The sequence below is a fragment of the Serratia sp. 4542 genome (genome assembly GCF_016805595.1).
In the GTDB taxonomy this organism is placed as follows: Bacteria; Pseudomonadota; Gammaproteobacteria; order Enterobacterales; family Enterobacteriaceae; genus Serratia; species Serratia nevei.
In genome coordinates, this window is the sequence record NZ_RXKV01000010.1 from 571,837 (window position 1) to 593,409 (window position 21,573).

Genomic DNA, 21,573 nt, shown 5'->3' on the forward strand with positions numbered 1-21,573 from the left:
AAAGCGGGGCGATGACGCCATCGCCCCGTCGGTTCACCGTTTTTCGCCCTTGATACCCAGCGATTCTGCCAGCTGCTGTGCCAGCCGGTTGTTATCGTCCGCGCCGTACTCCCAGAACATCGCCCCTCCCAATCCCTGGCTTTTGATGTACTCGGCCTTGATGGCCACCGAACGCGGGTTCTCGTAGGAGATGGCGAACAGCGGTTTGCCTGCGGCGGATTGCAGCGTCAGGTAAGGTACCTTGGCGTCGTCATCCCAGTGCTCGTGAAAACGATGCTGCGGATCGTTGAGCAATTTGCTGACGATATCGTGGTATTTAAAGTAGGTGTCTTTGCCGAGATCCAGCCCCAGCGCGTTGAACAGGGCGGTTTCGCGCGTGCTGAAGTATGGCTGCGTCACCGGATGTTTGGCGGCGTCCGGCTGGTCCCAGTCGATGCCCGCCTCGGTCGCCCGCTTCGGTACCCGGCCGTAGAAACCGATGCCCAGGTTCATCTGTGCCGGTTTCAGTCCGGCAGCCAGATAATTCTTTACCACGAAATCGGCGCTGTAACGGTCGGCGGCCGCCACGGTTGGCCAACGCTTTGAATCGTACAGGTTGGCATTGAAATACTGCGTGCCGTAAGCCATGTCGTAGGTCATCAGATTGATGTAGTCGAGGTAAGGGGCAATGCTTTTCACATCGACCCATTCCTGCGGGCTTTTGACGTTGGCCCCGACGGCGATGGTTAACAGCTTGCCTTTACCCAGCGCCTGGTGAAGCTCTTTCAGCAGCAGGGTGAAGTTGTCGCGGTCTGCCGGTTGGCTTTCCACCAGCCCCCAGGCGCCGTTCACCGGATATTCCCAGTCCAGATCGATACCATCCAGCTGATACTGGGCGATCACCTGCAGCGCGGAGCGGATGAATATCGCCCGGTTTTCCGCAGTCGCCGCAGCGGCGGAGAAGCCCCGTGCGCCCCAGCCGCCGACCGACAGCAGCACTTTCAGCTCGGGGTTCTGTTTGCGCAGCACCGGCAGCCGTTGCAGATCGGCCGTTACCTTCGGCGACAGGTAGATCTGGTGGCGGCGAGCGGGGTCTTTCAGCGCCGCATTGGCTTCGTCTTTCTCGCCGTTGTAGATCAGGCCGAACGAATAGTTGAGGTGGGTGATTTGCGTGACGTCCAGCTTGTCGATGTCGCCACCGGGGCCGGCGGTGACGTCGCCGCCGCCGTTGAAGTAGCCGACGGAGAGATAAGCGGCCTGAGCCGTGCCTGCGCCGGCCATAGCCAACTGCACCGCCGCCAGTAAAGGCAGCAGTTTTCGGGTTATTTTCATGTCTTTCTCCTTGGGTCGGCAAGGCCGACCGTACCGCCAGAGGCGGTCACAATAAAGCCGGGCTCAGCGGGCCCCGGATGCGTATAACCGATTGACGCCAAAAGCGTCGCAGCCATAACAGCAAAAGCGCCTGCCGGTCACAAGCCGTTGGGGAAGAAGAAGGGTGGTATTGTGAGCGGCGTCGATATTTTCGCCGCCGCGCAGAGAGGGCGCCGGTGGCGCTCCGGAGGATTTAGTTGGCGAGGAATTGTGACAGGGTAACCAGTTGTGCACCGGCGCGCGCCATGTCCTGCAGCGCCCGCTCGCTGTCGTCCGGCTGCAGATTCACGCCGCGGCAGCCGTCGACGATCACCTGCGTTGGATAGCCGGTAGCCAGCGCATCCAGCACGCTGAACTTGACGCAGTAGTCGGTCGCCAGGCCCATGATTGCCAGCCGCTGGACGCCCTGCGATTGCAACCAGCCGTGCAGTTCGGTCTGCGCACGGTGGCCGTTATCGAAGAAGGCGCTGTAGCTGTCGATGTCCGTCTCCTGCCCTTTGCGAAAAACGGCATTGATATGTTGCCGCTGCAACCGGGGGTGAAAATCGGCACCGTGGCTCCCTTGCACGCAGTGCACCGGCCACCACACCTGCGGCAGGCCCTCCAGCTCGCCAAGGGTGCCGACCTGCGCATGGGAATTCACCGCAAAGCTGCGGTGATTGGCGGGGTGCCAGTCCTGGCTGGCCACGACCGGCTCGCCACGCGCCAGACAGGCGGCGATCGCCTGATTGGCAACCGTGATGACGGCGTCGCCCGCCGTGACCGCCAGCGCGCCGCCGGGGCAGAAATCGTTTTGCAGATCGATCAACAACAGGGCCGTTTTCATCGCCGCTCCAAAGATCAGTAGGTTAACCGTTGATGCTCAGTTCGCCGCGCAGGTCTTGCTGCATCAGGGCGCGGATTTGCTCCGGCGTCAGCGGCTGGCTCAGCAGGTAGTGCAGCTTGGTCAAGGCGGCTTCCACCGTCATGTCGAAACCGCTGATCACCCCGGCGTGCGCCAGCGCGTTACCAGTGGCGTAGCCTTCCATATTGACGCGCCCGGAGATGCACTGCGTCAGGTTGACCACCACGATGCCGCGTTCGGAGGCCGCACGCAACTCGTCGATCAGCTCGGCCTTTTGCGGCGCGTTACCGACGCCGTAGGAGCGCAGGATCAGCGCCTTGACCGGTTGCAACAGGAAGTTGCGCACCACCGCGCCGGAAATGCCCGGATAGATGGTGACCACGCCGATCGGCTGCGGCGTGATGTCGTGCACCCGCAGCGCGCCGTTGCAAGCCGGGCTGTCGATGCCGTGCTGGCGACGAATGTGGATGCCGGCTTCCAGCAGCGGCGGCAGATTCGGGGAGGCGAAGGCGTCAAAGCCGTCGGCGTGCGCTTTGGTGGTGCGGTTGCCGCGGAACAGCTTGTTGTTGAAGAACAGGCTGACTTCGTTCACCGGATGGTTAGCCGCCAGATACAGCGCGTTGAGCAGGTTGGTCTGGCCATCGGAGCGCAGCTCCGCCAGCGGAATCTGCGAACCGGTGACGATCACCGGTTTAGCCAGGTTTTCCAGCATGAAGGAGAGCGCCGATGCGGTGAACGCCATGGTGTCGGTACCGTGCAGGATCACGAAGCCGTCGTAGCGATCGTAGTTCTGTTTGATGTCGTCGGCGATGTGCTGCCAATCTTCCGGCGTCATGTCCGAAGAGTCGATCAATGGCGCATATTCATGAATGGTGAAATCCGGCATTTCCGGGCGATGGAATTCGGGCATTAGCGCCAGCTGGCGCTGCAGGTGGCCGGAAACCGGGATATAGCCGTGATCGGAACGCTGCATGCCGATGGTGCCGCCAGTGTAGGCGACGTAAATGGATTTCTTTTGCATGGTCATGATTTTAACAAAGATAAGATGGGCTGAATTATAGGGGCATGGCGGCAGAAAAAAAGCCCGGCGATGGCCGGGCTGCAGAATTATTTGTTAGCGGACTTCTCCGCAGGTCAGACAGATCGCATAACGGTTTTGCGGATCGTTCAGGTTATTGAACAAGCCCGGCTGTTCTTTCACCGCGTTGGCGACCGAGGCCAGCGGGGCGGGCAGCATGGCCTGAATCGCCGCCGGCAGCATGGCGTGAATGGAAACGCCGAACTGGCTGAGCACCATATCGCTCAGGCTTGGGGTATCGACGAACCAGTCGAGCTGCCACTGCTGCAGCTTCGCCAGCTCGGCGGCTTTCTTCACCGCGTCGTCGAAATCGCCCAATTGATCGACCAGGCCGTTGGCCTTGGCGTCGCTGCCGAGCCAGACGTGGCCTTGCGCGATTTGGTCAACCTGCTGCGGGGTCATCTTGCGCGATTTGGCGACCAAATCGAGGAAGTTCTTATACCCGTTTTCGATGTTCAGCTGCATCATCTGCGAGAACTCTTGCGGCAATGCCTTGGTGACCGCAATGTCGGCCAGCGGCGAGGTCGCCACGCCGTCGGTGTGCACGCCCAGCGTATCCAGGGTTTTCTCGTAGGTGTTGATGATGCCGAAAATGCCGATGGAGCCGGTCAGGGTGCTCGGGCTGGCGATGATGTAGTCGGCCGGCGTCGAAACCCAGTAGCCGCCCGACGCGGCCATGCCGCCCATCGAAACCACCACCGGCTTGCCGGCGGCGCGCACGGCGGCCAGTTCGGAGCGGATCACTTCGGATGCGCTGACGCTGCCGCCCGGGCTGTTGACGCGGAACACGACGGCCTTGATGGCCGGATCCAGGCGCGCCTGGCGCAGCTCGGCGGCGGTGGTATCCCCCCCGACGTTACCTGGCGTCTGCGGGCCGTCCATGATGGCGCCGTTGGCGAACACCACGGCGATCTTGCCGCCCTGGTTGGCGTCCGGCTTCGGCTGGTAGTCGTAGATGCTGGTGGCGTTGAAATCGTTCGCCTGCTTGTCCCAGCCGAAGGCCTTGACCAGCTGATTTTCGATCGCGGTGCGCGAGGCCAGCTCGTCCACCAGCTTATTGTCCAGCGCATAGCGGGCGGTGTCGCCACCGGCCGCCTGCAGGCCGCTCAGCACGCCGGCGGCGCCCGGGAACAGCTGCTGCGGCGTCAGCTGGCGGTTGGCCGCCACGGTTTCCAGATAGTTTTGCCACAAGCCGCCAATCCAGCGGCTGTCCGCTTCGCGCGCCGCCGGGGACATATCATCGCGGATCAGTGGCTCGACCGCCGATTTATAGGTGCCGACGCGGAAGATATTGGTGGTGACTTTAAGCATGTCCAGCAACGACTTGTAATACAGGTTGTTGGTGGCGAAACCGTGCAGATCGACCGCGCCCTGCGGCGACAGGTAGATTTTGTTGGCGTAGCTGGCCAGGAAATATTGCGTCTGGTTATAGCTGTCGCCGATGGCGAAGATCGGCTTGCCACTGTCGCGGAACTCGCGCAGCGCCTTGCCGATATAACGCAGCGACGGTTGATCGGCGCCGGCGAAGTCATTCAGCTGCAACACCATGCCGGTAATGTTTTTGTCGTCTTTGGCCTTGCGGATGCTGTCCACCACGTCGAACAGCGAGTTTTCCTGCAGACGGCTGCTGGAGGCGCCCAACAGCTCGCGGCCCCATTGCCGCACCCGGTTGTTTACCGAAGGCTGATCGACCACCACGCCGCTTAAGTCGACCAGCAGCGCGCCGCGCGCCGGGGCCGTCGAGGTGGAGGAACTTTGGAAGGACAGATAGATGCCGACCCCAACCAGGATCAGCAAGACCAGGAACAGGTTAAGGATCAGTTCCCTGATAAAATTCAGCAGACGCCATGTCCACCGGAAAATGCCGGCAATAATTTGCCACAATGTGCGCATGTGCTCTCCAACAAGAGTCGAGAATGTTCCGCTATCCTAATGAGCGGCCGGGTAAATGTCAGCTTTAAATCGTGGCACGCAGACGCTATCGCCGAGGCTGTAACTCGTCGTTTAGCTATGTTAACGTGGCCGGAATGAAAATTGTTATCAGGAGTTTACGATGGATGCTCTGGATCTTTTATTGAATCGCCGCTCGGCTTCGCGCCTGGCGGAACCGGCGCCGGCGGGGGAAGTGCGTCAAAATATCATCAACGCGGGCCTGCGTGCGCCCGATCACGGCGCGCTGCAGCCGTGGCGTTTCGTGATGATCGAAAATCAGGGCCTGGAGCGCTTCAGCCAGCTGCTGCAGGCGGCGGCGAAGCAGGATCAACTGGACGAAGCGGCGATCGAAAAGGCCACCAAGGCGCCGTTCCGCGCACCGCTGATCATCACCGTCATCGCCCACTGTACTGAAGAGACCAAGGTGCCGCGCTGGGAGCAGGTGGTTTCCGCCGGTTGCGCGGTGCAGGCGATGCAGATGGCGGCGCTGGCGCAGGGCTTTAACGGCATCTGGCGCACCGGCGCCTGGACCGAGCATGCGCTGGTGCGCGAAGCCTTCGGCTGCCGCGAGCAGGATGAGATCGTCGGTTTCCTCTATCTGGGCACGCCACAGCTGAAGGCCGCCACCAAGGTGACGCCGCCGGACAGCGCGCCTTTCGTCAGCTATTTCTGAGTTTTCTCCCGCGGGGCGCTGCGAAAATGCGCCAAACCCCGCAAAATTGCATGGTTTCTGAGCAGGCCGTTCGCATATCGGCGGCCCGCTCTTATCAATCCCCTCGGCAAGCGCTACCCTATGATATCTTGAGTGCCGTTACCGAAGGGAGTGGACTATGACATCGCCAGCGATCCGTTTAACCCAGTACAGCCATGGCGCTGGCTGCGGCTGCAAAATCTCACCGAAAGTTCTCGAAACCATCTTGCACAGCGAGCGGGAAAAGTTTGTCGATCCGCGCCTGCTGGTCGGCAATGAAACCCGCGACGACGCGGCGGTGTACGACATCGGCAACGGCGTCGGCATCATCAGCACCACCGATTTCTTCATGCCGATCGTCGACGATCCGTTCGATTTCGGCCGCATTGCGGCCGCAAACGCCATCAGCGACGTGTACGCCATGGGCGGCAAACCGATCATGGCGATCGCCATTCTTGGCTGGCCGATCGCCAAACTGCCACCGGAGGTGGCGCAGCAGGTGATCGACGGCGGGCGTTTCGCCTGCCAGCAGGCGGGCATCGCGCTGGCCGGTGGCCATTCCATCGATGCGCCGGAACCAATTTTCGGCCTGGCGGTGACCGGCGTGGTCAATACCGAGCGGGTGAAGAAAAACAGCGCCGCACAGGCCGGTGCGAAACTCTATCTGACCAAGCCGCTGGGCATCGGCGTGCTGACGACCGCCGAGAAGCAAAGCAAGCTGCGCCCAGAGCATCAGGGCCTGGCGACGGAAGTGATGTGCCGTCTGAACAAGCCGGGCGCCGACTTTGCCGAGGTGGCGGGCGTTACGGCGATGACCGATATCACCGGCTTTGGCCTGCTGGGTCACCTGAGCGAGGTGTGCCAGGGCTCCGGTCTGCAGGCGACGGTCTGGTTCGATCGGGTGCCGAAGCTGCCGGACGTCGAGGCGTATATTGCCGAAGGCTGCGTGCCGGGTGGCACCGGGCGCAACTTCGACAGCTATGGCCATCTGGTGGGCGAGATGAGCGATTTGCAGCGCCAGCTGCTGTGCGATCCGCAAACCTCCGGCGGCTTGCTGTTGGCGGTATTGCCTGAGTCGGAGGCGCAGGTGCTGGCAATTGCCGAGCAGCACGGTATCACGCTTAACGCTATCGGCGAATTGCATGCCGCACAGACCGGGCAGCCGCTGATCGAGGTTGCGTAGTGTCCAACATGCAAGGGAGGCCGGACAGCGACGATTACCCACGAATTTTCCTGCAGGACGTGCCGCTGATTGACGTGCGCGCGCCGATCGAGTTTCAGCAGGGCGCCTTCGCCCAGGCGGTGAATTTACCGCTGATGATCGACAGCGAACGCCAGGCGGTCGGTACCTGCTATAAGCAGCATGGGCAACAAGCGGCGATCGCGCTTGGCCACAGCCTGGTGAACGGCAAACTGCGCGAACAGCGCACCGCCGCCTGGCTGGCGGCCTGCGCAGAGCGGCCCGCAGGCTATATTTACTGCTTCCGCGGCGGGCTGCGCTCGCAGCTGGTGCAGCAATGGCTGCATGAGGCCGGCGTGGATTATCCGCGTATCACTGGCGGTTATAAGGCACTGCGCAATTATCTGCTCGGTGTACTGACGCAAAGCGCGGCATTGCCGATGGCCCTGGTGGGCGGCAATACCGGCAGCGGCAAGACGCTGCTGGTCAACGAACTGGCCGACGGCGTCGATCTGGAAGGCGCGGCGCGCCATCGCGGTTCATCTTTTGGCCGAACGCTGGCGGGACAGAGCTCGCAGATAGATTTTGAGAATCGTCTGGCTGTGTTATTGCTGAAAAAACAGCATGGTGGCAGCCGCCGTTGGGTGCTGGAAGACGAAGGGCGGATCATCGGCAGCAACAATCTGCCGTTGCCGTTGTTCAACGGCATGCAGCAGGCACCGGTGGCGGTGATCGACGATCCGTTCGACATTCGCCTGGCGCGCCTGCAGGCGGAATATATCGACGGTATGCGCGAACAGTTCGAACAGGCCTATGGCGTGGAAGAAGGTTGGCGGCAGTACGACGACTATTTGCATCACGGCCTGTTCGCCATCCGCCGCCGTTTGGGCCTGGAGCGCTTCCAGCAGCTGACGCAGCGGTTGGAGGCGGCGCTGCGGGCTCAGCGCCTCAGCGGCCAGGGCGACGCGCACCGCGAATGGTTGGCGCCTCTGTTGCAGCAGTACTACGATCCGATGTATTGCTATCAGTTGGAAAAGAAAGCCCAGCGGATCGTCTTCCGTGGGAACTATGCAGAAGTAAGAGAATTCTTGATGACGTTCAGCCAGAAAAACGGTGATTAATGCGACTGTTCATAGCCGAGAAACCGAGTTTGGCGCGCGCCATTGCCGACGTCTTGCCCAAGCCGCATCGCCGTGGCGACGGCTATATCGCCTGTGGCAACAACGACGTGGTGACCTGGTGCGTCGGCCACCTGCTGGAGCAGGCTCAGCCTGACGCCTATGACAGCCGCTATGCGCGCTGGTCGTTGGCGGATCTGCCGATCATCCCCGAAAAATGGCGCTTGCAGCCGCGGCCTTCGGTCAGCAAACAGCTCAACGCGATTAAAAAGCTGCTGCTCGAAGCCGATGAAGTGGTTCACGCCGGTGACCCGGATCGCGAAGGGCAACTGCTGGTGGATGAGGTGCTGGACTACCTGGATTTGACGGCGGAGAAGCGCCAGAACGTGCGCCGCTGTCTGATCAACGATCTCAACCCGCAGGCGGTGGAGCGTGCGGTCGAGCGCCTGCGCGACAACCGAGACTTTATCCCGCTGTGCGTGTCCGCGCTGGCGCGTTCGCGCGCCGACTGGCTGTACGGCATCAATATGACCCGCGCCTATACGCTGTTGGGCCGTAACGCCGGTTACGACGGCGTGCTGTCGGTGGGCAGGGTGCAGACGCCGGTGCTCGGATTGGTGGTGCGTCGCGACGAAGAGATCGAAAACTTCGTGCCAAAAGACTTCTTTGAGGTTAAGGCGCACATCGTCACGCCGAAAGAAGAACGCTTTGTGGCGCTGTGGCAACCCAGCGACTCCTGTGAACCTTATCAAGATGAAGAAGGGCGTTTGCTGCACCGGCCGTTGGCGGAACACGTGGTCAAGCGCATCGAGGGCCAGCCGGCCCTGGTCACGGCCTATAATGATAAACGGGAATCAGATACCGCACCGCTGCCATTCTCGCTCTCCACGCTGCAAATCGAGGCGGCCCGGCGCTATAACCTCAGCGCACAACAGGTGCTGGACGTTTGCCAGCGGCTGTACGAAACCCACAAATTGATCACCTATCCGCGTTCCGACTGCCGCTATCTGCCGGAAGAGCATTTTGCCGGCCGCCACGCGGTGCTGAACGCGATCAGCGTGCACCAACCCGAGCTGTATCCGCAGCCGGTGATCGACAGCGATCGCCGCAACCGCTGCTGGGACGATAAAAAGGTCGATGCGCACCATGCCATCATTCCCACCGCCCGCGCCGGCAAGGTCAATTTGACACAGGATGAACGGAACGTGTATGGGCTGGTGGCGCGCCAGTACCTGATGCAGTTTTGTCCGGATGCGGTGTTCCGCAAATGCGTGATCGAGCTGGATATCGCCGGCGGCAAATTTATCGCCAAGGCGCGTTTCCTGGCGGAAGCCGGCTGGCGCACGCTGCTGGGCAGCAAGGAGCGCGATGAGGAAAACGAAGGTGCACCGCTGCCGGTGGTGGACAAAGGCGATGAGCTGCTGTGCGAACGCGGTGAAGTGGTGGAGCGCCAGACGCAGCCGCCGCGGCCGTTTACCGACGCCAGTCTGTTGTCGGCTATGACCGGCATCGCGCGATTCGTACAAGATAAAGCGTTAAAGAAAATCCTGCGGGCGACCGATGGTTTAGGAACGGAAGCGACGCGAGCGGGGATCATCGAATTGCTGTTCAAGCGGGCGTTTCTGTACAAGAAGGGACGCTATATTCACTCCAGCGAAACCGGGCGCGCGTTGATTCACTCGCTGCCGGATCTTGCTGCGCGCCCTGATATGACGGCCAACTGGGAAGCCACGCTGACGCAAATCAGCGAGAAATCCTGCCGCTATCAGGACTTTATGCAGCCGTTGGTCGGCACGCTGCAAGAGCTGATTTATCAGGCTAAGCAGAGCCGGGCGAGCATGGCGTTTCGTGGATTGCCGCCGCCGCCCTCCAGCGGAGGCAAAAAACGCAGGAAAAGCGCCGGCAAGGCGCAGGAGAAGAGTGAATGAAGCGTGGACTCAGTGGGGGATTGGCTGCCGCTGCCCTGATGTTTTCCGGCCTGGCAGTCGCCAATCGCGGCGATGTGGACGTGGTGTTACCGGTTTCGCCGGAGATTTGGGGCACGGCCAAAAGCGGCGTCAACCCACCGCCGGCACAGCCCTGCAACCGCTGTTGCGTCTACCAGAATCAAAACTATTCCGAGGGCGCGGTGCTTAAAGTCGAAGGGGAAGTGCTGCAGTGCGTGCGTGAGCCTAACACCATCGGCACCAACCCCTTGATTTGGGTGCGATTGAAGAAGTGACGATGTAACCTGTCGGCCGCGCTCAGCGTGCACCGCTTTGCGCGGCGATATAGTCCGCCAGCAGTGGAACATCGGCGGGCGCCAGGGCGTATTCCTGCGCCTGCTGCGGCGTAACCCAGACCAACGCCGAGTGGCAGCGCTGTTGCAGTTCACCGGAGAACGCCGTGACTTGCCAGGCGTGCAGGCGGATGATGCGTTCGCCTTGCTGCCACTGATTGCTGCCCACATAGTCGCCGATACGGGCGCAAATTCCCAATTCTTCATCCAGCTCGCGCGCCAGCGCTTCTGGCTGGCTTTCGCCCGTTTCAACCTTGCCGCCGGGAAACTCCCACAGACCGGCCTGATCGCTGCCTGTGCCGCGCTGGGCCAGTAAAATGTGGCCGTTCTGTTCCAGAATAGCGGCTACCACGTCGATAATTTTCATTGGCTTCACAGAGTAAAACCCCGGCGAGCACCGGGGTGATGGGATTACAGCGTAAATTCCGCCCAGACCGGCGCATGGTCGGAAGGTTTTTCCATGCTGCGGGTTTGGTAATCGATGCCGGTGGCGATGCAGCGCGAAGCCAGCGGGGTGCTGGCCAGCAGCAGATCGATACGCAGGCCGCGGTTGTCGTCGAACCCTTTGGAACGGTAGTCGAACCATGAGAATTCGTCGTTGCGCCCCGGGTTGGCGTGGCGATAGGTGTCTACCAGGCCCCAGTTCAGCAGGCGGTCCATCCATTCGCGCTCTTCCGGCAGGAAGGAACACTTGCCGGTGCGCAGCCAGCGTTTACGGCTGTCTTCGCCGATGCCAATGTCATAATCGCTCGGGCTGATGTTCATGTCACCCATGATCAACACCGGGGATTCCGCCGACAGCTGCTGCTCCAGGTAGTTTTGCAAATCCTGATAAAAGCGTGTTTTAGCCGGGAATTTGATCGGGTGGTCGCGGTTTTCACCTTGCGGGAAGTAGCCGTTGATCACCGTCAGCGTGCCCTGCGGCGTCGCCAGATCGGCCATGATGATGCGACGCTGCGCATCTTCTTCATCGGTCGGGAAACCGCGGCGCACGGCCAGAGGCTCCGCTTTGGTCAGCAGCGCTACGCCGTAATGGCCTTTTTGCCCGTGATAGAACACGTGATAGCCGTGCTGGCTGACTTCTTCCAGCGGGAACATGTCGTCGTGAACTTTCGTTTCTTGCAGGCCGATCACGTCGGGCTGGTGCTGTTCGATAATTGCCGCCAGCTGATGCGGACGCGCGCGCAGTCCATTGATATTAAAAGAGACAAACTTCATGAGCGGTGCCGTTTTCACGAGAAAAATGTGCTGTGATAGTAGCAGAGTTTGGCGGGAAATGTAACGCAGACAGCGGTAGGGCCGCTGGCTGCGCAGCGGGTTTATTTCGCCCAGCGGTCGTAATTTTTGGGTTGATAATCGTCAAACTGTTGCAGCAGCGTTTGCGCCGATTCACTGATGTGCAGGGTGCCGAGATAGTCGTGGCGCATAAAGCCCTGATCGGCGACGTGTTCGAGGAATTGGCTCAGCGGGCGGTAGAAGCCGTTAACGTTCAGCAGGCCGACCGGCTTGTTGTGATAGCCGATTTGTCCCCAGGTCCAGATTTCAAACAACTCTTCCAACGTGCCGATGCCGCCGGGCAGGGCGATAAAACCGTCCGCCAGCGCGGCCATACGGGCTTTGCGCGTATGCATATCAGGCACCACTTCCAGTTCGGTCAGGCCGCGATGCGCGGTTTCCGCTTCAACCAGGCGCTCGGGGATAATGCCGACAGCTTCACCGCCCGCCGCCAACACGGCATCTGCCACGATCCCCATCAATCCTTTCTTGCCGCCGCCGTAGATTAAACGGCGCCCCTGTGCGGCCAGCAGCTGCCCCAGTTGACGAGCCTGCTCGGCATAAGCGGGATTGACGCCTTCACTGGCGCCACAAAAAACGCAAATATTGTTTCGCATCCACCTGTTCCTTACTGCACTAAAGAAGCCAGTGGTATAGCGAATTGTCGGCCGGAGTTCAAGTTACGGCTGGGAGTGAGGAAATAAAACATCGAGGTGAACGCGGGGAATAAGGGGGGGTAATTGAGTTTTATTGATACGAGAGCATTGGGGGCGATGTGCTTTAAGTCGATTTGGGAATGTTCTGCAAGAGATGGTGGTGGGGGAAGGATGATTCGTCGCTGTGCGACTCACCCTGCGGGCCGCGCTGAAGCGCGTTGTCTCACTGCGTGAGACTCGAACCTTGGTCGAAGCTTCTCATCCTTCCCCAGTGCGGAGCAATATGGATGCGGTGTGCTTTAAGTCGGTTTAGGGAGTTTTTGCAAGAGATGGTGGTGGGGGAAGGATGATTTGTCGCTGCGCGCCTCACCCTGCGGGCCGCGCTGAAGCGCGTTGTCTCACTGCGTGAGACTCGAACCTTGGTCGAAGCTTCTCATCCTTCCCCAGTGCGGAGCAATATGGATGCGGTGTGCTTTAAGTCGGTTTAGGGAGTTTTTGCAAGAGATGGTGGTGGGGGAAGGATTCGAACCTTCGAAGTCTGTGACGGCAGATTTACAGTCTGCTCCCTTTGGCCGCTCGGGAACCCCACCATGATATTCATGGATTTACTAATTGTTGCTCCGGTTTTATCCGGAAGAAACCTGGCCGGCTTCTTTACTGCTTCTTCGCTCCTGGCGGAGAAAAGATGGTGGTGGGGGAAGGATTATTCGTCACTTCGTTCCTCACCCTTCGGGCCGCGCTAAAGCACGTTATCCTTCCCTTTCTGATTCGCTTTAACCCAATGCGTATCAGCAACGAAAAGATGGTGGTGGGGGAAGGATTCGAACCTTCGAAGTCAGTGACGGCAGATTTACAGTCTGCTCCCTTTGGCCGCTCGGGAACCCCACCATATTACATGGCTATTTAACTGGCCTTGCTTGCGAGAGCGCTGTCTCGGTAAGCGGGGCGCATCATATCAAATGAAGCGGATGTGTAAAGCATTGAAATGCAGAAAATGAATCGTTTGCCGTTTTTTTATTCTTGACGGTGCATCCCTGAACGAAATGCACCGATTTATTGAGCGATTACAGAATAACGGTGCGGTTGCCGTAGACGAAGACGCGCTGTGCCAGCACCTGATACAGCGCGCGGCTGAGCACATTTTTCTCTACGTCGCGCCCGGCGCGCATCATATCCTCGGCGGAATAGGTGTGATCGACGTGGATCACGTCCTGCATGATGATCGGGCCTTCGTCGAGATTGTCGTTAACATAGTGGGCGGTGGCGCCGATGATTTTTACACCGCGCTCATAGGCCTGGTGGTAAGGGCGCGCGCCGATAAACGCCGGCAGGAACGAATGGTGAATGTTGATCACCTGATTCGGATAATGCTGCACGAAGGCCGGGGTCAGCACGCGCATATATTTGGCCAGCACCACGTAATCCGGCTGATATTGATCGATCTGGGCCGTCATTTCGCGGTCGTGTTGTTCACGCGTCAAGCCTTCGTGGCTCACCAGATGGAAAGGAATATCGAAACGTTCCACCAGCGTTTGCAGCGTGTCGTGGTTGCCGATCACGGCGGCGATTTCAACGTCGAGGCCGCCATAGGCGCTTTTCATCAACAGATCGCCCAGGCAGTGGGCCTCTTTGGTGACCAGCACCACGATGCGACGGCGCCCGGTGCTGTGCAGCTCGCGCAGCGAACCTTCCGGCAGCGCGCTGTCCAGATCGGCCAGCAGCGTGTTGTCGTTGAAAATGCCTTCCAGCTCGGTACGCATGAAGAAACGCCCGGTGCGGTGATCGACGAACTCATTATTCTGAACGATATTGAGTTCGTGCTTGTAACAGATGTTGGTGATCTTGGCGATCAGCCCTTTGGCGTCCGGGCAGATGGTGCGTAACACTTTCCGTTGTACATTTTGGTGTGGCATGGGTTTGAGGATCCTGTCTAATACTGAACGGCCTGTCTGCGCAGGCGTAAACGTGAAGCGCCGGCCGGCTAGCGCCCGCAGCACTTCTTGTATTTTTTCCCTGAGCCACAGGGACAAATCGCATTTCTGCCGGGCTGGGGTTTGGTGCCGTCGATATAATACCAACGTTGATCGCGACGAAGGAAGCGCGAACGCTCATGCATCGCCTGCGGTTCGCCGCTTTCGCCATCGGTAAAACGGGCGATGAATTCGACGAAGCCTTCGTCCGGCTCATGGCCGGTTTTCTCTTCCACGATCGTCAGGCCCAGCCATTCGGTATTTTTAAAGCTGTCGACGATCGCATTGCGCCAGGCTTCGGCGCCGCAGTCGGGGTGCCAGGTAGCGATCAGATAATCGACGTTATGATTCACGTAGGCGGTGAAGCGTGAACGCATCAGCTGGCCGGGCGTCGGCGCCGGTTGGTTGCCGCTGATAAAAGGGGCACAGCATGCGTTATACGCCAGTCCGCTGCCGCATGGGCATGATTCGGGCAAAATAACTCCTGAGAAGACGAGGCAGAAAATGAATTTAGCGCATATGTTACCTAACTATATTCGTCAGTGACAATCTACCCTGAAAGCAGATACCCCCCTGTTACCGAGAGGATGGCGCTATGCGGCAAATCAAGATCGGACTGGCGCTGGGAGCTGGCTCGGCTAAAGGCTGGGCGCACATCGGCGTGATCAATGCGTTAAAGAAACTGGGAATTGAGGTCGATATCGTTGCCGGCTGCTCTGTCGGTGCGTTAGTGGGCGCGGCGTTCGCCAGCCATCGCCTGCCGGCGATGGAGCAGTGGGTGCGGTCGTTCAGCTATTGGGACGTGATTCGTCTGATGGACTTTTCCTGGCAGCGTGGTGGCCTGTTGCGCGGCGATCGGGTGTTTAACGCCGTCGGACAGCTGTTGAAGATCAACGATATTGCCGAATGCGCGCTGAAGTTTGGCGCCGTGACGACCAATCTCAGCACCGGCCGCGAACTGTGGCTGACCGAAGGCGATATTCATCAGGCGGTGCGCGCTTCCTGCAGCATGCCTGGCCTGCTGGCGCCGGTGTGGGCCGACGGCTATTGGCTGGTGGACGGCGCGGTGGTCAATCCGGTGCCGGTGTCGCTCTGCCGGGCGCTGGGTGCCGATATCGTCATCGCGGTCGATCTGCAGCATGACGCGCACCTGATGCAGCAGGATTTGTTCTCGGTACGCATTGAGGACGAAAGTTCGGACGATGCGCCTGCCGATACCTGGCGCGGGCGTCTGAGAGAGCGCGTCGGCAGAATGCGACAGCGTAAACCGACGACGGCGCCGACGGCGATGGAGATTATGGGCACCTCGATTCAGATGCTGGAAAATCGCCTGAAGCGTAACCGGATGGCGAGCGATCCGCCGGACGTGCTGATCCAACCTTTTTGCCCGCAAATCTCGACGCTGGATTTCCACCGCGCCGATGAAGCGATCGAGGCAGGGTTACTGGCGGTGGAAAAACAACTGGATCGGTTGTTGCCGTTGATAAAAAATAGATAATTCTCGGTTCTTGGTTGGCAATGCGGGGTCGGTCTGATTCAGACGAGCATAAGTGACCTTTTTGAGCCACTATTACACTATGGAAAGGGACGAGGCTCGGCTGATGGCATTACCACTCACTCACAAACGCATCTTGATCGTTGAGGACGAACAGGTTTTTCGTTCCGTGCTGGTCGGTTATTTGACCTCGCTGGGCGCTGAAACCGGCGAGGCGACCAACGGTTTGCAGGCGCTGAGTGCCGTCGATGACTTCAAGCCCGATCTGATTCTGTGCGATCTCGCGATGCCGGAAATGGGCGGTATCGAATTTGTTGAGCACCTGCGTTTGCAGGGGGGGCAGATCCCGGTGCTGGTGATCTCGGCCACCGACAAGATGGCCGACATTGCCAAGGTGTTGCGCTTGGGCGTACAGGATGTCCTGCTGAAGCCCCTGACCGATCTCAATCGCCTGCGTGAAGCGGTGCTGGCGTGTTTATACCCCAATATGTTCACCTCTCAGGCGATTGAAGAGGTTGAGCTGTTTCAGGATTGGGATGCGCTGAGCAAAAACCCTTCCGAAGCCGTCAAACTGCTTAAACAACTGCAACCGCCGGTACAGCAGACCATTGCACATTGCCGGATCAACTATCGGCAGTTAACCACGGGCGAAAATCCCGGTCTGGTGCTGGATATTGCCGCGTTGTCAGAAAAAGACCTGGCATTCTATTGCCTGGACGTCACGCGCGCCGGCGATAATGGCGTATTGGCGGCATTGCTGTTGCGCGCATTATTTAATGGGTTGCTGCAAGACCATCTGGCTAATCAACAACATCGTCTGCCGCAAATGTCAGCATTGTTAAAGCAGGTTAATCAATTATTGCGGCAGGGGAAATTAGATGGCCAATTCCCACTGTTGCTGGGATATTACCACGCCGAAAATAAGAACCTGATTCTGGTCTCCGCCGGGCTGCATGCCAACGTCAATACCGGGGATAATCAAATTCAGCTGAGCAACGGCGTACCGCTGGGGACGCTGGGGGCGACCTATATGAACCAGATCAGTCAACGTTGCACCGCCTGGCAATGTCAGGTGTGGGGCAGCGGGGGCCGATTGCGGCTGATGCTGAGCGCTGAATAACGGGCGCCGAGCGGCGAGATCTTAAGCTATTCACTTATCGGTAATTAAACCGTTTATTTATTCTCCCGATTATCAGAACGGGTAATAGTCCTAAATGTTTTCTATTTGTGTTCTGGCTAATGCTCGGCGCGCATAAGCTGGTATACTCCGAAGGTTTTTTTTATATCGAGCCCAAGCTCATAAAATGAGCGTTTTAGCTTTAAGAGAGGAAATAATGCCTGCTGTAAATCGCAAAGTCAGAAAAGCCGTGATCCCGGTTGCAGGCTTGGGTACGCGGATGTTACCGGCCACCAAAGCCATTCCAAAAGAAATGCTGCCGCTGGTTGATAAACCGCTGATCCAATACGTCGTCAATGAGTGCATTGCGGCAGGGATTAACGAGATTGTGCTGGTCACTCACTCCTCCAAAAACTCGATCGAAAACCATTTTGATACCAGTTTCGAACTGGAAGCGATGCTGGAAAAACGCGTCAAGCGCCAATTGCTGGATGAAGTACAGTCGATCTGCCCGAAAGGCGTTACCGTGATGCAAGTCCGCCAGGGGAATGCCAAAGGCCTGGGGCACGCTATCATGTGCGCCTATCCGATGGTGGGCGATGAGCCGGTCGCCGTGGTGTTGCCGGACGTGATCCTCGATGAATACAGCGCCGATCCGAAAAAAGACAACCTGCACGACATGCTGCAGCGCTTCGAAGCCACCGGCGTCAGCCAGATCATGGTTGAACCCGTGCCGCATAAGGATGTCGGAAACTACGGCGTAGCCGACTGCAAGGGCGTCGATCTGCAACCTGGCGAAAGCGCGCCGATGGTCAGCGTGGTCGAGAAGCCGTCGCCGGATAAAGCGCCTTCCAACCTGGCGATTGTCGGTCGTTACGTGCTGTCCGCCGATATTTGGCCGCTGTTGGCGAAAACGCCTCCAGGTGCCGGCGACGAAATTCAGCTGACTGACAGCATCGAAATGTTGATGCAGCAGGAAACGGTGGAAGCGTATCACCTGAAAGGCGTGAGCCATGATTGTGGCAACAAACTGGGTTACATGCAGGCATTTGTGGAATACGGCATGCGCCATGCCAGCCTCGGTAAAGAATTTTCTCAGTGGCTGCAACAGGTTGTTGCCGCTGACAAGAAATAATTGAGTGATCTTTCGTCTTAATTTGAAAAACTAGGATTTTCACATGAAAGTAACAGTTTTTGGTATTGGTTATGTGGGTCTGGTGCAGGCCGCCGTGCTGGCTGAAGTTGGCCATGACGTTATGTGCATTGACGTCGATGAGCGAAAAGTCGAAAACCTGAAAAAAGGAAATATCCCGATTTTTGAACCGGGCCTGACGCCGCTGGTGCAGCAAAACTATGAGGCCGGCCGTCTGCATTTCACTACCGATGCCAAAGCGGGCGTGGCGCACGGGAATATCCAGTTCATCGCCGTCGGTACGCCGCCGGATGAAGACGGTTCCGCTGACCTGAAATATGTCACTGCGGTTGCGCGCACCATCGCCGAGCACATGACCGATCGTAAAGTGGTGATCGACAAGTCCACCGTTCCGGTCGGCACGGCGGACAAAGTGCGTCAGGTGATGGCGGAAACGCTGGCGAAACGCGGCAGCAGCGTGCCGTTCGACGTGGTGTCTAACCCGGAATTCCTGAAGGAAGGTGCGGCGGTAGCAGACTGTATGCGCCCTGAGCGTATCGTTATCGGTACCGATAATAAAGATGTGATCGAACCTATTCGCGAGCTGTACGAGCCGTTTAACCGCAATCACGATCGTATGATCATGATGGATATCCGTAGCGCAGAGCTGACCAAGTATGCCGCCAACTGCATGCTGGCGACCAAGATCAGCTTTATGAACGAAATGTCCAACCTGGCGGAAATGCTGGGGGCGGACATTGAGAAAGTGCGTCAGGGCATCGGTTCCGACTCACGCATCGGTTATCACTTCATCTACCCTGGCTGCGGCTACGGTGGTTCTTGCTTCCCGAAAGATGTCCAGGCGTTGATCCGCACGGCGGAGCAGATCGGTTACCAACCGAAGCTGCTGCAGGCGGTTGAGCAGGTCAACTACCAACAGAAAGACAAGCTGAACAGCTTTATCAAAGACTACTTCGGCAGCGATCTGAAGGGCAAAACCTTCGCGCTGTGGGGCCTGGCGTTCAAGCCGAATACCGATGACATGCGTGAAGCGTCCAGCCGCGTGCTGATGGAGCAACTGTGGGCTGCCGGCGCCACCGTTCAAGCCTACGACCCGGAAGCAATGAACGAAGTCCAACGCATCTATGGCCAGCGTGACGACTTGAAGCTGATGGGTACCAAAGAGGCTGCGCTGCACGGCGCCGATGCTCTGGTGATCTGCACCGAATGGCAGAATTTCCGCGCACCGGACTTCGACGTGATCAAAAGTGAACTGAAGCAGCCGGTGATCTTCGATGGACGTAACCTGTACGATCCGGAGCGTTTGGAGAATCGCGGCTTTACCTACTACGCGATTGGCCGCGGTGCCGCGATTAAACCGGTTATTTAAGGAGTGGGCATGAAATTCCTGGTTACAGGCGCCGCAGGATTTATTGGCTATCACGTTGCAGAGCGTTTGTTGACCGCCGGTCATCAGGTTGTCGGCATTGATAACCTGAACGACTATTATGACGTGGGCCTGAAAACGGCCCGTCTGGACAGACTGGCGGATAAGCCGGGATTCCGCTTTATCAAGCTGGATTTGGCCGATCGTGAAGGGATGGCGGCATTGTTCGCCGAGCATCAGTTCCAACGAGTCATTCATTTGGGGGCTCAAGCCGGCGTACGTTATTCGCTGGTCAATCCGTTGGCTTATGCGGATGCTAACCTGATCGGCCATTTAAACGTTCTGGAAGGCTGCCGTCATAATAAAGTCGAGCATTTACTCTACGCCTCTTCCAGTTCGGTATATGGCCTGAATCGCAAGCTGCCGTTTGCGACCGAAGATTCGGTTGATCATCCGGTGTCATTGTATGCGGCAACGAAAAAGGCCAATGAGCTGATGGCACACAGCTACTCCCATTTATACGGTCTCCCGACGACGGGGCTGCGATTCTTTACCGTATATGGCCCTTGGGGGCGTCCGGATATGGCGCTGTTCAAATTCACCAAGGCCATATTGGCGGGGGAGAGCATCGATGTATATAACCACGGTGAAATGCACCGTGACTTTACTTACATTGATGATATCGCTGAGGCGATTGTACGGCTGCAGGCGGTTATTCCGCAGGCGGATCCGTCATGGACCGTTGAACAGGGATCGCCGGCGACCAGTTCCGCACCGTATCATGTTTATAATATCGGCAATAACACGCCTGTTAAACTGATGGAATATATCCGTGCGTTGGAGCAGGCATTGGGGATGACCGCCCGTAAGAATATGCTGCCGATGCAGCCTGGCGACGTGATGGATACCAGCGCAGATACGGAGGAGCTTTATCGTGACATTGGTTTTAAACCGGAAACCAGCGTTGAAGAGGGCGTGAAGCGCTTCGTTGACTGGTATAAGGCATTCTACCAGGTTCAATAATTGAACGTGGGTAAATGCGATAAAGGGGGCCTTAGGGTCCCTTTTTTTTCACTGAAATTCCATGATCGAAGGAAAAGCGAATTAGGATATTTACTAAAAGGATAGGGGGGCGGGTACAGAACGATAAGCTTTAAAATGAAAAGGCCCCCCGCAGGGAGCCTTTCAGATACGGACTGAATCGCTATTACAGCAGGAAATCGTCCAGAGATTTACCTTGCTCTTCGATAGCTTTCTTAATCACCGCAGGAGTACGGCCTTGGCCGGTCCAGGTTTTCAGCTCGCCGTTTTCGTCTTTATATTGGTATTTAGCAGGACGTGCTGCACGTTTTGCTTTACCGGCAGCCTTGTTGGCAGCCATGGTTTGCAGCAGCTCATTCGGGTCGATACCGTCAGCAATCAGCATTTCGCGGTATTGCTGCAGCTTACGAGTGCGTTCTTCGATTTCTGCTTGAGCCTGGCTGTCTTCTTCGCGACGTTCGTTCACAACAACTTCCAGTTTCTCGAGCATTTCTTCCAGCGTTTCCAGAGTGCATTCTCTTGCCTGGGCGCGCAGGGTGCGGATGTTGTTCAAAATCTTTAATGCTTCGCTCATTGTCCTAGTCTCAAATTATATTGGTGGGGGGCGTCTCGATAATAATAGAGTGCTCTTTTCTTTTCTGCAATAGCCAAATTGACTTGAATACTCAAATTTACCTTTAAAAAAACCGTTAATCGGATCAGTCCGACAAATAATAGGAAGGCCTGTTAACTATTACCTTCATCGAGCTTAAGTCAAAATTTCAGCAGACAGGCTTTAAAGGGCGCGTGTCGCAAGGCTTTCATCGATAAGTTATCGCCGTAATTTATATCAATATTACAATGGGTTCTGTGGGCTTAATCACGCCATGGCAAGGCAGACATTGTAAACAATAGGGGTATATAGGTAAAGATTGCGTCAGGTAACGTCGGGGCGTCGGCGAAGGCGATTAAATGCCCGTTATTGGCCTCACCTATAAATAGACAGGCGTTCCGCCGCAGCTACAGCGCCTGCGGAGGGGAAAGGGCGGC

Annotated in this window: 20 protein-coding genes, 2 tRNA genes and 3 other RNA genes; 10 read left to right on the top strand and 15 right to left on the bottom strand. The window is 57.9% G+C overall.

The window, feature by feature from the left end; translation table 11 throughout:
• Positions 1-33: 33 nt before the first annotated feature.
• From EKL15_RS14975 to sppA, 4 genes are all read right to left on the bottom strand, one after another.
• Positions 34-1,311, bottom strand: a complete 1,278-nt coding sequence (locus EKL15_RS14975) for a glycoside hydrolase family 18 protein (RefSeq protein ID WP_203089857.1) — start codon at positions 1,309-1,311, stop codon at positions 34-36.
• Between the two features lie 232 nt (positions 1,312-1,543).
• Positions 1,544-2,176, bottom strand: coding sequence for a bifunctional nicotinamidase/pyrazinamidase (gene pncA / locus EKL15_RS14980; RefSeq protein WP_147839875.1), 633 nt, complete (start codon positions 2,174-2,176; stop codon positions 1,544-1,546).
• Between the two features lie 22 nt (positions 2,177-2,198).
• On the bottom strand, positions 2,199-3,215 hold the full coding sequence (gene ansA, locus EKL15_RS14985) for an asparaginase (RefSeq protein WP_047730911.1): 1,017 nt from the start codon (positions 3,213-3,215) through the stop codon (positions 2,199-2,201).
• Positions 3,216-3,308: 93 nt separating this feature from the next.
• Complete coding sequence (gene sppA / locus EKL15_RS14990; protein WP_060439795.1) at positions 3,309-5,165, bottom strand: signal peptide peptidase SppA; 1,857 nt, start codon at positions 5,163-5,165, stop codon at positions 3,309-3,311.
• Positions 5,166-5,325: 160 nt separating this feature from the next.
• Between sppA and EKL15_RS14995 the strand changes: the two genes are divergently transcribed.
• The 5 genes from EKL15_RS14995 (at position 5,326) to EKL15_RS15015 (ending at position 10,414) form a co-directional block, all read left to right on the top strand.
• Positions 5,326-5,877, top strand: coding sequence for an NAD(P)H nitroreductase (locus EKL15_RS14995; RefSeq protein ID WP_060423835.1), 552 nt, complete (start codon positions 5,326-5,328; stop codon positions 5,875-5,877).
• Positions 5,878-6,034: 157 nt separating this feature from the next.
• Positions 6,035-7,078 (top strand): selenide, water dikinase SelD, encoded by a 1,044-nt coding sequence (selD, locus tag EKL15_RS15000; protein ID WP_060423833.1) that lies wholly within the window; start codon positions 6,035-6,037, stop codon positions 7,076-7,078.
• A gap of 8 nt (positions 7,079-7,086) precedes the next feature.
• On the top strand, positions 7,087-8,196 hold the full coding sequence (mnmH, locus tag EKL15_RS15005) for a tRNA 2-selenouridine(34) synthase MnmH (protein WP_102985028.1): 1,110 nt from the start codon (positions 7,087-7,089) through the stop codon (positions 8,194-8,196).
• The gene (locus EKL15_RS15010; protein WP_084827711.1) at positions 8,196-10,121 is read left to right on the top strand and encodes a DNA topoisomerase III; all 1,926 of its coding nucleotides are present in this window, start codon (positions 8,196-8,198) and stop codon (positions 10,119-10,121) included. Before mnmH ends, EKL15_RS15010 begins: the two co-directional genes overlap by 1 nt.
• Positions 10,118-10,414: a YnjH family protein gene (locus tag EKL15_RS15015; RefSeq protein WP_049271911.1), complete on the top strand. Its 297-nt coding sequence runs from the start codon at positions 10,118-10,120 to the stop codon at positions 10,412-10,414. Before EKL15_RS15010 ends, EKL15_RS15015 begins: the two co-directional genes overlap by 4 nt.
• A 22-nt stretch (positions 10,415-10,436) precedes the next feature.
• On the opposite strand, the gene EKL15_RS15020 is transcribed toward EKL15_RS15015, so the two are convergent.
• From EKL15_RS15020 to EKL15_RS15065, 10 genes are all read right to left on the bottom strand, one after another.
• On the bottom strand, positions 10,437-10,838 hold the full coding sequence (locus EKL15_RS15020; RefSeq protein WP_060423827.1) for a pyrimidine (deoxy)nucleoside triphosphate diphosphatase: 402 nt from the start codon (positions 10,836-10,838) through the stop codon (positions 10,437-10,439).
• Positions 10,839-10,882: 44 nt separating this feature from the next.
• On the bottom strand, positions 10,883-11,689 hold the full coding sequence (xthA, locus tag EKL15_RS15025; protein WP_141959414.1) for an exodeoxyribonuclease III: 807 nt from the start codon (positions 11,687-11,689) through the stop codon (positions 10,883-10,885).
• 101 nt (positions 11,690-11,790) lie between these two features.
• Complete coding sequence (locus EKL15_RS15030) at positions 11,791-12,363, bottom strand: TIGR00730 family Rossman fold protein (protein ID WP_033647601.1); 573 nt, start codon at positions 12,361-12,363, stop codon at positions 11,791-11,793.
• Between the two features lie 194 nt (positions 12,364-12,557).
• Positions 12,558-12,685, bottom strand: a non-coding RNA gene (locus EKL15_RS15035) — RtT sRNA.
• Between the two features lie 47 nt (positions 12,686-12,732).
• Positions 12,733-12,860: non-coding RNA, RtT sRNA (locus tag EKL15_RS15040), on the bottom strand.
• Positions 12,861-12,907: 47 nt separating this feature from the next.
• Positions 12,908-12,992 (bottom strand) — tRNA-Tyr (locus EKL15_RS15045).
• A gap of 96 nt (positions 12,993-13,088) precedes the next feature.
• A non-coding RNA gene (locus EKL15_RS15050) (RtT sRNA) lies at positions 13,089-13,176 on the bottom strand.
• Positions 13,177-13,205: 29 nt separating this feature from the next.
• Positions 13,206-13,290: transfer RNA gene (locus EKL15_RS15055), tRNA-Tyr, on the bottom strand.
• A gap of 176 nt (positions 13,291-13,466) precedes the next feature.
• A complete protein-coding gene (purU, locus tag EKL15_RS15060) occupies positions 13,467-14,315 on the bottom strand; it encodes a formyltetrahydrofolate deformylase (protein ID WP_060423821.1) in 849 nt (282 codons plus the stop codon).
• Positions 14,316-14,383: 68 nt separating this feature from the next.
• Positions 14,384-14,848, bottom strand: coding sequence for a YchJ family protein (locus EKL15_RS15065; RefSeq protein ID WP_084827712.1), 465 nt, complete (start codon positions 14,846-14,848; stop codon positions 14,384-14,386).
• A 119-nt stretch (positions 14,849-14,967) separates the two neighbouring features.
• Between EKL15_RS15065 and rssA the strand changes: the two genes are divergently transcribed.
• The 5 genes from rssA (at position 14,968) to EKL15_RS15090 (ending at position 20,526) form a co-directional block, all read left to right on the top strand.
• Positions 14,968-15,870 carry a patatin-like phospholipase RssA gene (gene rssA, locus EKL15_RS15070; RefSeq protein WP_047730554.1) on the top strand — a complete coding sequence of 301 codons (903 nt, stop codon included), beginning with the start codon at positions 14,968-14,970 and terminating at the stop codon, positions 15,868-15,870.
• A gap of 103 nt (positions 15,871-15,973) precedes the next feature.
• The gene (gene rssB / locus EKL15_RS15075; RefSeq protein ID WP_038877239.1) at positions 15,974-16,987 is read left to right on the top strand and encodes a two-component system response regulator RssB; all 1,014 of its coding nucleotides are present in this window, start codon (positions 15,974-15,976) and stop codon (positions 16,985-16,987) included.
• 214 nt (positions 16,988-17,201) lie between these two features.
• Positions 17,202-18,119 carry a UTP--glucose-1-phosphate uridylyltransferase GalU gene (galU, locus tag EKL15_RS15080; RefSeq protein WP_055312650.1) on the top strand — a complete coding sequence of 306 codons (918 nt, stop codon included), beginning with the start codon at positions 17,202-17,204 and terminating at the stop codon, positions 18,117-18,119.
• A 43-nt stretch (positions 18,120-18,162) separates the two neighbouring features.
• Positions 18,163-19,506, top strand: a complete 1,344-nt coding sequence (locus EKL15_RS15085) for a UDP-glucose/GDP-mannose dehydrogenase family protein (protein ID WP_180547309.1) — start codon at positions 18,163-18,165, stop codon at positions 19,504-19,506.
• Between the two features lie 9 nt (positions 19,507-19,515).
• The gene (locus tag EKL15_RS15090; protein WP_060439799.1) at positions 19,516-20,526 is read left to right on the top strand and encodes an NAD-dependent epimerase; all 1,011 of its coding nucleotides are present in this window, start codon (positions 19,516-19,518) and stop codon (positions 20,524-20,526) included.
• A gap of 184 nt (positions 20,527-20,710) precedes the next feature.
• On the opposite strand, the gene hns is transcribed toward EKL15_RS15090, so the two are convergent.
• A complete protein-coding gene (gene hns / locus EKL15_RS15095) occupies positions 20,711-21,118 on the bottom strand; it encodes a histone-like nucleoid-structuring protein H-NS (RefSeq protein ID WP_004932170.1) in 408 nt (135 codons plus the stop codon).
• Positions 21,119-21,573: the final 455 nt, after the last annotated feature.